Annotated in this window: 11 protein-coding genes; 1 reads left to right on the forward strand and 10 read right to left on the reverse strand. The window is 71.7% G+C overall.

Features of this window, described 5'->3' with window-relative positions; translation table 11 throughout:
- Positions 1-17 precede the first annotated feature (17 nt).
- Positions 18-368: a DUF2019 domain-containing protein gene (locus D7W82_RS14890; protein WP_199727757.1), complete on the forward strand. Its 351-nt coding sequence runs from the start codon at positions 18-20 to the stop codon at positions 366-368.
- A 12-nt stretch (positions 369-380) separates the two neighbouring features.
- Here the strand turns inward: D7W82_RS14890 and D7W82_RS14895 are convergent, their stop codons facing one another.
- The 10 genes from D7W82_RS14895 to D7W82_RS14940 all read right to left on the reverse strand — a co-directional run.
- Positions 381-1,283: a MerR family transcriptional regulator gene (locus tag D7W82_RS14895; RefSeq protein ID WP_120618989.1), complete on the reverse strand. Its 903-nt coding sequence runs from the start codon at positions 1,281-1,283 to the stop codon at positions 381-383.
- 12 nt (positions 1,284-1,295) lie between these two features.
- Positions 1,296-2,156, reverse strand: coding sequence for a MerR family transcriptional regulator (locus D7W82_RS42180; protein ID WP_120618990.1), 861 nt, complete (start codon positions 2,154-2,156; stop codon positions 1,296-1,298).
- A complete protein-coding gene (locus D7W82_RS14905; protein ID WP_120618991.1) occupies positions 2,153-2,830 on the reverse strand; it encodes a lysophospholipid acyltransferase family protein in 678 nt (225 codons plus the stop codon). Before D7W82_RS14905 ends, D7W82_RS42180 begins: the two co-directional genes overlap by 4 nt.
- Positions 2,827-3,174, reverse strand: a complete 348-nt coding sequence (locus tag D7W82_RS14910; RefSeq protein ID WP_120618992.1) for a lycopene cyclase domain-containing protein — start codon at positions 3,172-3,174, stop codon at positions 2,827-2,829. The genes D7W82_RS14905 and D7W82_RS14910 overlap by 4 nt, the downstream gene beginning before the upstream one ends.
- Positions 3,171-3,554: a lycopene cyclase domain-containing protein gene (locus tag D7W82_RS14915; protein WP_120618993.1), complete on the reverse strand. Its 384-nt coding sequence runs from the start codon at positions 3,552-3,554 to the stop codon at positions 3,171-3,173. The genes D7W82_RS14910 and D7W82_RS14915 overlap by 4 nt, the downstream gene beginning before the upstream one ends.
- Positions 3,551-4,669 carry a glycosyltransferase gene (locus tag D7W82_RS14920; protein ID WP_120618994.1) on the reverse strand — a complete coding sequence of 373 codons (1,119 nt, stop codon included), beginning with the start codon at positions 4,667-4,669 and terminating at the stop codon, positions 3,551-3,553. The genes D7W82_RS14915 and D7W82_RS14920 overlap by 4 nt, the downstream gene beginning before the upstream one ends.
- Complete coding sequence (locus D7W82_RS14925) at positions 4,666-5,625, reverse strand: carotenoid 1,2-hydratase (RefSeq protein ID WP_120618995.1); 960 nt, start codon at positions 5,623-5,625, stop codon at positions 4,666-4,668. Before D7W82_RS14925 ends, D7W82_RS14920 begins: the two co-directional genes overlap by 4 nt.
- Positions 5,622-7,073, reverse strand: coding sequence for an NAD(P)/FAD-dependent oxidoreductase (locus D7W82_RS14930; protein WP_120618996.1), 1,452 nt, complete (start codon positions 7,071-7,073; stop codon positions 5,622-5,624). Before D7W82_RS14930 ends, D7W82_RS14925 begins: the two co-directional genes overlap by 4 nt.
- Positions 7,070-8,104, reverse strand: a complete 1,035-nt coding sequence (locus tag D7W82_RS14935; protein ID WP_120618997.1) for a phytoene/squalene synthase family protein — start codon at positions 8,102-8,104, stop codon at positions 7,070-7,072. Before D7W82_RS14935 ends, D7W82_RS14930 begins: the two co-directional genes overlap by 4 nt.
- On the reverse strand, positions 8,101-9,599 hold a 1,499-nt coding region (locus tag D7W82_RS14940; protein WP_120618998.1), incomplete at its 5' end, for an NAD(P)/FAD-dependent oxidoreductase. The genes D7W82_RS14935 and D7W82_RS14940, both read right to left, overlap by 4 nt.

Genomic DNA, 9,599 nt, shown 5'->3' on the forward strand with positions numbered 1-9,599 from the left:
CAGGAAAAGGTGCCGGCGTGAGCTTGGGTACATGGGTCAGGCATTTCGCGGACAACGTCGCCGCCCAGACCGATGCGATCTGGCAGGGCGACGCGAAGGCCGGGAACCGATGCGCGAGGAAATACATCTCCGCTTTCGAGCAACTCCGGGCGCATGGGGATGCAGGCCGCGAAGCGCTTACGGTGCTTTTCAGTCATCCAAGGATGGATGTGCGAGTCATGGCCGCGGCCTACCTGCTTCGCTACCGGACGCATGAGGCACGCGAGGTCTTGATGGAGGCGGCCAGGGGCGAAGGACTCGTGCCTTTCAAGGCAGGGCAGACCTTGAAACGCTGGGAAGAGGGCACCTGGGCCCTGGACCCGGAATAGCGACGAAAGCCCTCAGCCCACCATCCGCGTCCAGTCGTCCTCGTGAGCGAAGAGCCTCACGCCCAGGCGTTCGCAGATGTCCGCGTGCGCCTGGGCGGCGGGGCCTCCCACCCAGAGGGGCAGGCCCTTGGGCAGCGCATCCATGATGCGTTTGAGGACGTCCTCGAACACCGTGGCGCCCCGGTTCGTCACCGCCGACAGGCCCACCACGTCTGGCTTTGCCCGGGCCACCGTCTCGCCCAGCCCTTCCGCTGGCACGCGCTGCCCCAAGAGCGTCACGCGCACGCCCGCGTACCGCAGCCTCAGCGCCACTCCCAACAGGCCAATCTCGTGCTCCTCCTCCGGGAAGCACGCCAGCACCGCGTGCTTGCGTCCTCCCCGGGGTGCACCGTGCAGCAGGCTCACCAGCCGCTCGCGCACCACCTGCGTCACCAGGTGCTCCTGCGCCACCGTCAACGTGCCCGCATGCCAGCGATCGCCCACCTCGCGCTGCACCGGCACCAGCACGTCCTCGAAGGCCCTCAGGGGCGGTAGCGCCGCCAGCACCTCGTCCAGGATGCGCACGACGCGGGGCTGGTCATACGCCTCGGCCGCCTCCAGCACCGCCGCGCGCCACGTCTCCGGCTGCGTACCGAGCCGCGCCTCGGGGCGCTCGGCGGACGGGGAAGCCGCGGCGTCCAGCTCCGCGCGCAGCTGGGGCAAGAGCTTCGCCGCCTCGCTGATGGCCACGCCTTCGTCCGTCAGCGCCTTGAGCCGCTTGAGCAGGGCCACGTCGCGGTCGGTGTAGACGCGGTAGCCCGCGGGCGTGCGCTCCGGCTCGAGCACCCCGTAGCGGCGCTCCCAGGCCCGGATGAGCTCCACCCGGACCCCCGACAGCTCCGCGGCGATGTGGATGCGATAGGTGCGCTCAGCCATGGTGTGCGTGCTTCACGGTCGGTTCTGCGCGTTTCGCGCTTGCTGCCAGACGGCGATGAGCTCCTCCGCGGACTCCGCGTACTGCGCGCCCAGGGTGAACAGCGTCTTCAGGTGCTCCCTCGCCCCGGGCCCGCCTACCACCACCGGCGCGGGCGCGCACGCATGCATCGCTCCGGACAACACCGCGACGAAGTCGTCCGCATCCCGGCGGCGGATGAACGACAGCGCCACCAGGTCCGGGCGCACCTGCATGCACGCCCCCTCCAGCGCCTCCGAGGGCGTGTCCGCGCCCAGCAGCGTCACCCGCCACCCCCGCGCCTTCAGGTGCACGCCCAGCGCGAGCAGCCCCCCCTCGTGGTGGTCCCTCGCCGGACACGCCAGCAGCGCCCGGGGCCCGTCGCCCACGCGCTCCATCCCCGCCAGCAGCATGCGCAGCCGCTGCCGCACCAGCGCGGACGCCATGTGCTCGCGCGCCACGTCCAGGCGGGAGGCCATCTCGCGCAGCAGCGGGATGAGGACCGTGTCGCAATACGGGGTCGCGCCCAGCCCCACCTGGGCCGCGGACAGCGCCGCGTCCGCTCCTTCCGCGTCCAGCACCAGCACCGCCGCCCAGAAGCGCTCCAGGTGCCGCGCCTCCGGCGGAACAACCGTCCGGGGCTCGTCGCGCACCTGGGCGATGGCCTCGCTCACCGAGAGGCCCTCCTCCATCAGCTTCGCCACCCGGCGGACGGCCTCCACCTCGTCGCGTGAATAGACGCGGTAGTTGTTCTCGCTGCGCTCCGGACGCGGGAAGCCATGGCGGCGCTCCCAGGCGCGCAGGGTGGCCTCGCGGATGCCCGTGAGCCGGGCGATGGTGCGGATGCGCAGGCTCATGGGCCCAGGCCTCGCGCGCGGTCCCAGCGCTCCGCCACGCCTCGCGCCCCCGACACCTTCCGCGTGAAGCCCTCCAGGCTCGTGGCCTCCGACACGCGCCGCACCACCGCCTCCAACCCGCTCTGGAAGCGCTCCAGCGGTCCGGCCTCGTGGACCTCGCCCACCTCCAGCAACACGTCCGGCCGCTCGTGCTCGAAGAAGGCGTAGCGGATGGCGATGGGCACGCACTCCGCCTTCGCCGCGCGGGCGAGCAACTCCACGCCGCGCTCCAGCTTCAGCGGGTGGACACCAAAGGGCCGGTGCTCGCCTTCCGGAAAGACACACACGGCCGCGCGCGGCTTGCGCAGCAGCTCCTTCGCGTACCGCAGCGAGGACAGGGACGACACCGCGTCCTGCTTGCGGATGCTGAAGGCGCCCATCTTCGTGTGGAAGGGGTAGCGGCGCAGGTTGTCCTCGTCCATGAGGCAGTACCCGTCCCAGTTCGCGGCCTGGCAGAGCTGGTGCAGCACGAAGCCGTCCCACCAGTTGGAGTGGTTCAGGTAGACGAGCCGGCCCACGCCGTCCGCGGGCAGTTCGCCGCGCACCCACAGGCCCCGGAACGTCGAGCGGACCTTCCACCCGATGTACCGGTCCACCGCCCACCCGAAGGGCCCACCCTTGGCCGCGCGAATCACGACGCCCGCGCCTCCCGGAGCCGCAGCAGCGCCGTGAACAGCGCGAGCCCCAGCGACACCAGCACGCTCGTGATGAGGAAGAAGAGGATCTCCTCCAGCGGCACGGCGCCGATGTACACGCCCACGTGGCGTCCCTCTCCGAAGTTCCAGATGCCGGTGGAGATGGCCAGGTGATCCGCGATGGACAGGTACACGCCCACGACCAGGGCTGGAGGCAGCACCGCGCGCAGCACCTCGCCCGAGCGGGACTTGTAGTGGTTCACGAGCACCGCCAGCTGGATGGCGATGACAGGCAGCGTCCACGCCAGCAGGTGGATGAGGTACGCCCAGCGCGTCTCCATCATGGCGATACCTCGGAAGGCTCCAGGGTCCGCTCCTCGCGGACGCGCTTCGGCTCCTGAGCCACGGGCCCGGGCTTCTTCGCCAGCACGCGCTCCAGCCGGTCGCGCGCCCACAGGCCCACGAGCAGCGTCTGGAGGCCGAAGAAGAGGTACTCCTCCAGCGGCAGGTAGCCCAGCTTCACGCCCCAGATGCGCTCCGGGTCGAAGCCCCACAGGCCCCACTTCACGGCCATGTTGTCCCACGGCGACGTGGCCGCGTAGACGACGATGAACAGCAGGCCCATGGGCGCCAGCCCGCGCCACGACAGCGTGCGGCGGTAGCGCACGAGCAGGAACAGGATGGGCAGGACGACGAAGAGCCCCAGGAAGCGCGCGTAGGTCATCCCGGGCCTCCACTCCACCGCGGCGCCACCCGAATCATGCGTCCCCCAGCCTCCAGCGCGTAGGTATGGCCGCGCCAGGTCACCCTTCCCTGCCGCGTCAGAGAGGCCGCGAAGGCCGCGAGCAGCAGCAACTCCCCCTGCACCCAGTCCGTCAGGGCGTGGCCCCGGTCCGCTTCCGAGGGCACGCGGCTCAGCGCGGCGAGGCGCAGCGACAGCGACGTGCGCACGGCGACGAGCGCCGCCACCGCGAGCCACACGGCAGGCTCCTGGAGCCACGCGGCGAGCAGCAGCAGCGGCACGGTGGGCGTGAAGAGCAGCGGCACGGTGGGATACAGACCGGGCCGGTGGCTCGCGAGCACCTGCATCCAGCGCGTGAAGCGCTCCAGCGGCACGCGCCAGGACGTCCCGTTGGCGACAGGCACCCACGCGGGCGCGGGGCTCAGCGCCACGGCCAGTCCCCGCGCGTGCAGCCGCTTCGCCAGCTCCAGGTCCTCGCCGATGTGGTCCGACAGTCCGGCCAGCTCCTCCGCCGCGCGCGGTGACAGCCCGAGCGCCTTGCCGCACACGGCCTGCGCGCCCGCGCTCATCGCGTGCAGCGCGCGGAAGCTGTGATGCGTGTAGCGAAGCAAGCCCGCCATCGCGCGGCCCGCGGCGTCCACCGCGCCCACGGGCGTGGGAGCGGCGGTGCTCAAGGCGGCGCCGGCCACGAGCGGAGCGGCGAGGCCCTCCACCAGCGCGCCCGTCACCGCCACGTCCGCGTCCACCGCGAGCACCACCCGCCCGCGAACATCGAGCGTCTCCAGCGCGTAGAGCAGGTGGCCCACCTTGCGGTTGGGACACACGGGGTCGCTCGGAAGCCAGCGCACGCCCTCGGCCAGGCGCGGCCGGTAAGGAGACAGCACCACCTGCTCCAGCGGCCCCGCGTAGTCGATGGGGAGCTCCAGGTTGTCCAGCTCCAGCGGCGTGGGCGCGTCCACGGGGCGCAGGAGCAGCACGGAGGGCAGCGCGCCCCCGGCCGTCACGGGTGCACGGCGATACAGCCGCGCCAGCGCCACCGCGCTGAAGCCACCGGCCATCACCGTCCACCCGAGCGTGAAGAGGCCGAGCGCGGTCATGCCGCCCTCCCCATGCGCGTGCGGAAGTGCGCCATCCAGCGGATGAACGGGGAATGGAAGCGGCGGAAGTCCGCCACCTCGCCCATCGTGTCCAGCGTGTCCCGCCTCGACTCCAGCCGCGCGTAGAAGGGCGACGACTCCAGCAGGTGCGGTACGCCCACCACCTCGTTGCCCGTGTGCAGCTTCGACGGGACGCGCAGCCCCCAGCCCGTCAGGTTCGTGGGACGCGCCTCGGGGTTCGGGCCGCGCTCGCACACCACGCCATTCGCCCCCGCCACCATGCGCACCGGCGCCACGCCGTCCGGCAGGTGGTAGTCCACCACCGTGTGGTTCGCGTGGTGCGTGCGCGCCCAATGCCAGCCGGACAGCCGCGCGCCCAGCAGCTCCTGGCCGTGGTTCGTGTCGTGGTAGCCCATCCCCTCCGCCGTCACGCCCAGGGTGGACACCTCCAGCCGCGCCTCCGACCGGGGCGCCAGGGCCTGCCAGTAGTGCGGCAGGCCCGGCATGAGCTGCACCTCCGTGCCCCGCCCCGTCAGCGGACGCAACGTCAGGCTGGCGCGCACCGGACGGCCCCACGGCGCCGTCCCGTCATCCACCTCCATGCGCACCGTGCCATCCACCGCGTGCGTCAACGTGGAGCGGCCGATGCGCAGCCGCCCCGGCCCCTGCAACTCCACGCGCGGGTACTCGCTCAGCACCCACAACTTGCGCACACCCTGGTGGTAGAGCGCGAAGTTCACCGCGCTGTACGCCAGCGGATGGCCCCCACGTCGCGCCGCGACGGAGTAGCGCGGCGAGAACAACGACCCCAGCATGAAGATGCACACCGCGCTGTACGGCCCGGCGGTCACGTCCGCGTAGAACCAGCGGTACGCCCCCGCCAGGTCCGGCAGCGCGGGCAGCGCGCACGACTCCGCCGCGCCGGACAGGAGGTTCTGGGCGAGGACGGACTTCATGCGACCTCCCGCAGGTGCGCGGACGCCATCTGGGCCGCGAACCGGCCCGACAGCATCACCAGCGGCACCCCACCGCCCGGATGCGTGCCGCCGCCCGCGAAGAACAACCCCGGCGTGCCGCCCCGGATGCGCGGCCTGCGGAACGGACCGAAGCGGCCATGCGGCAGGAAGCCGTAGATGGAACCGCCCGGAGCCCCGCGCGCCGCCAGGTCCACCGGCGAGCGCTGCCCCACCACGCGCACGCGCCCCTTCAACGCCGGGTAGTGCCGGACGAGCTTCTCGAACATCTGCTCACGCACGCGCTCCGCGCTGGCTTCCCAATCACGCCGGGCCTGCTCCGCCCTGCCCTCCTCCAGCGGCATGGCCGGCGCGTTCACCATCACGAACAGCCCCGTGCGGCCCGGCGGCGCCATGCTCGAATCCGTGGCGGACGGGTTGCAGACATACACCGTGGGGTCCGTGGCGAGCTGACCCGCGAAGAGCTCATCGAACTCCTTCCGGTAGTCCCCGCCGAACATCACCGCGTGGTGCGGCACCGCCGTGCGCCCCTCCACCTCCAGGAGCAGCACGAAGCCGGACAGCGACAGCGGCTCCGACTCCCGGCGCAGCGACGCCAGCGGATCCGCGTTCACCACCACGCTGTCGAACACCTCCGCGACCGGCTCCACGCGGTAGCCCTCGGTGATGCGCTCGAAGCGCGCGCGCGTGTCCAGGTGCACCGTCACGCCCAGCCGCCGCACCGCCTGCCCCAGCGCCTCCACCAGCGCGCCAATGCCGCCGCGCACGTGGTGCACGCCATACGCATGCTCGATGTGCGGGATGAGCGCGAACGCCGCGCTGGACGCATACGGCGACCCGCCCGCGTAGGTGGCGAAGCGCCCCACGTACTGCCGCAGGTGGTGCGTCTGGAAGTGCTTCGCCGCCAGCGCGTGCAGCGTGTCCAGCTTCATCCCCGCCAGCATCGCGCCAATGCCCCTGCGCGCCACGCGCGCCATGAAGCCGGCCATGCCCTCGAAGGGGGCCTCCAGGTAGGGCTCGCCCGCCGCGCGCCAGATGGCCGCGGCCTCCGCGTAGAAGGAGCGCACGCCCTTGCGCTCGATGGGGCGCAGCTCCGCGGCGCTCTCCGCCATGCGCTCCAGGTCCTTGTACGCCGTGAAGCCGCACCCATCCGTGAAGTGGTAGGTGCACTGCGGCTCCAGCTCCGTGAACGGCGGCAGCAGATCCACCGCGCCCAGCTGCTCGAAGGTGCCGCGCACCAGCGCCGGCAACGTGAGCAGCGTGGGGCCCGTGTCCAGCGTGAGCCCCTCCACCGACACCGCCTGCGCCTTGCCGCCCAGCGACGGGCCGCCTTCGAACAGCGTCACCGCGTGGCCCTCCTTCGCCAGGAGGCCCGCGGCCGTCAGCCCACCAATGCCGCCGCCAATCACCGCCACGCGAGAGGCCTTCATCGCGAGCCTCCCGTGCCCGTGGGCAACAGCGGCGCCGGCGCGGACGGCAGGGCCAGGGGCGCCTCCGGCAGCGCGGCCCGGGGCCGAAGGAATACGGTCGCCGTCAGCTCCAGCTTGCGCCCCGTCGTCGTGTGGGCCCGGCCGCTGAACACGTCGTAGTCCCGCGCCTCGATGTCCCGCAGGATGTCGCCGTAGATGGCGCCCATCAGCCGCACCATGCGCTGGCTGCCAAAGCCGGTGAGGTAGCGCACGCCCGCCGCCGCCCGCGCGTAGTACGCCCGCGCGCGCTGGATTTGGAAGCGCATGAAGTCGCGCCACTTCGCGTCCACCCGCCCCGCGCGCAGGTCGTCCTCGGTGATGCCGAAGGCGCGCAGCTCCTCCGAGGGCAGGTACACCCGGCCGCGCTCCAGGTCCTCGCGCACGTCGCGCAGGATGTTGGTGAGCTGCATCGCGCGGCCCAGGTCCGCCGCCGGCTCCACCGCGCGAGCGTCCTCGCAGCCCAGCACCGGCGTCAGCATCAACCCGACCACGCCCGCGACGCGGTAGCAGTACAGGTCCAGCTCCTCCCACGTGTCGTAGCGCACCTTCGTCAGGTCCATCTCCATGCCGGAGATGAGGTCCTGGAAGGGCTGCTCCGGGATCCGGTAGTGGTGGATGGTGTGGCGCAGCGCCGCGAACTCGCTCGGATCCCACGGCGACGGCGCCTCCGCGGAGGGCTGGCGCGCGGACGGCGGGCCCAGCTCCTTCGAGGCCAGCTCCGGCAGCGGCAGGTACACCTCCGCCACGCGCTCGCGAGCCCGGGCCAGCCGCGTCGCCAGGGCCATGGGGGCTTCGCCCGGCAGCGCGCTCTCGCCCGCGTCCACCAGGTCATCCAGCCGCCGGCAGAAGGCATACAGCGCGAAGGCCGCCTTCCGCCGCTGTCCGAAGAGGAGGTACGACGCGAAGAAGAAGCTCTTGGCGTGGTGGCGCGTGACGACCCGCGCGCGCCGGTAGCCCCGCGCGATGAGCTCTGGAGAGGTGGTGGCGCTCATGCCGCCACCTCCACCGCCGGGGCGCCCGCGCGAGGCGACAGCGCCACACCCTGCTTCCGCGCCCACTCCGTCAGCCGCTCGGTGACGAGCCGCGCGGAGATGAGCACCGTGGGCAGGCCCGTGCCTGGCTGCGTGGAGGCGCCCACGAAGAAGAGGTTCTTCACGCGAGGGTCCACGTTGGCCGGACGGAAGGGGCCAATCTGGAAGAAGTTCTGCGCCAGCCCGAACGCGCTCCCGCGCGCCAGGTTGTACGTGCCCGCCCAGTCATCCGGGGTGAAGACGCGCTCCACTTCGATGTCCTTCTCCAGGTCCGGGTAGCCCAGCTCCGCCATGCGCTGGAACACCTTCGCGCGCACCTTGGGGCCCTCCACCCTCCAGTCCAGGTCCGCGTGCTGGTGCGGCACCGGCACCAGCACGTAGAGCGAGTCCTTCCCCTCCGGCGCCAGCGACGGGTCCGTGCGCGAGGGCACGTTGATGTAGAAGCTGGGGTCCTCCGGCACGCGGAAGCGCTGGAAGATGTCGTCGAACGAGCCCGCGTAGTCCCGGCCGAACATCACGTTGTGATGCAAGAGGCCCGGCACCTTCTTCTTCATGCCCAGGTAGAGCATGTAGCCGCTGGAGGTGAAGCGAAGCTTCTCCCCGCGCTTGAACGGCGCGTCCTTCGGGTCGAGCAGCTTCTCGTACGCGTACGGCAGGTCCGCGTTGCACAGCACGGCGTCCGCGGACACCACCTCGCCGCCCGCGAGCCGCACGCCCGTGGTGCGCCCGCCTTCGGTGAGGATGCGCTCCACGGACTGGCCGTAGTGCAGCATCACGCCCTCCTCTCGCGCCAGCCGCTCCAGCGCGAGCGGAATGGCATACAGGCCGCCCTTCGGGAACCAGATGCCCACGCCCAGCTCCGTGAAGGGCAACAGGCCATACACCGCGGGCGATTCAAAGGGAGACACGCCCAGGTACATGGTCTGGAACGTCATCGCCGCGCGCAGGCGGTCATCCTGGAAGTAGCGGCTGACGTCCGCGTACATGCGGCGGTGCGCGCGGGCCTTGAAGATCTTCGCCAGCACCCCGGGGGAGAAGTAGTCGCTCACGCCGTTGAAGTTGCGGCCCACGAAGTGGTCCAGGCTGATGCGGTACTGCTCACGGCCCTGCGCCATGAAGGCCAGGTAGCGCTGGAAGCTGCCCGGCTCCACGCGCTCCAGTTCGCGGCCCATGGTGCACAGCTCGGACGTGAAGGTGACGTCCGAGCCGTCGCGGAAGTGCACCCGGTAGTTCGGGTCGCACCGCACCAGCGTGAGGTAGTCCTCGATGCGGCGGCCCAGCGCGCGGAAGGTCTCCTCGAACACCTCCGGCATCAGCACGATGGTGGGGCCCACGTCCCACGTAAAGCCATCCACCTGGAGCTGGTTGCACCGGCCTCCCGGGCCGTGCGTCTTCTCGAAGACCTGGACGTCGAACCCCTGCCGCGCGAGCCTCGCCGCCGCATCGAGGACTACCT

This window comes from Corallococcus sp. CA049B (genome assembly GCF_003611685.1).
Lineage (GTDB): Bacteria > Myxococcota > Myxococcia > Myxococcales > Myxococcaceae > Corallococcus > Corallococcus coralloides.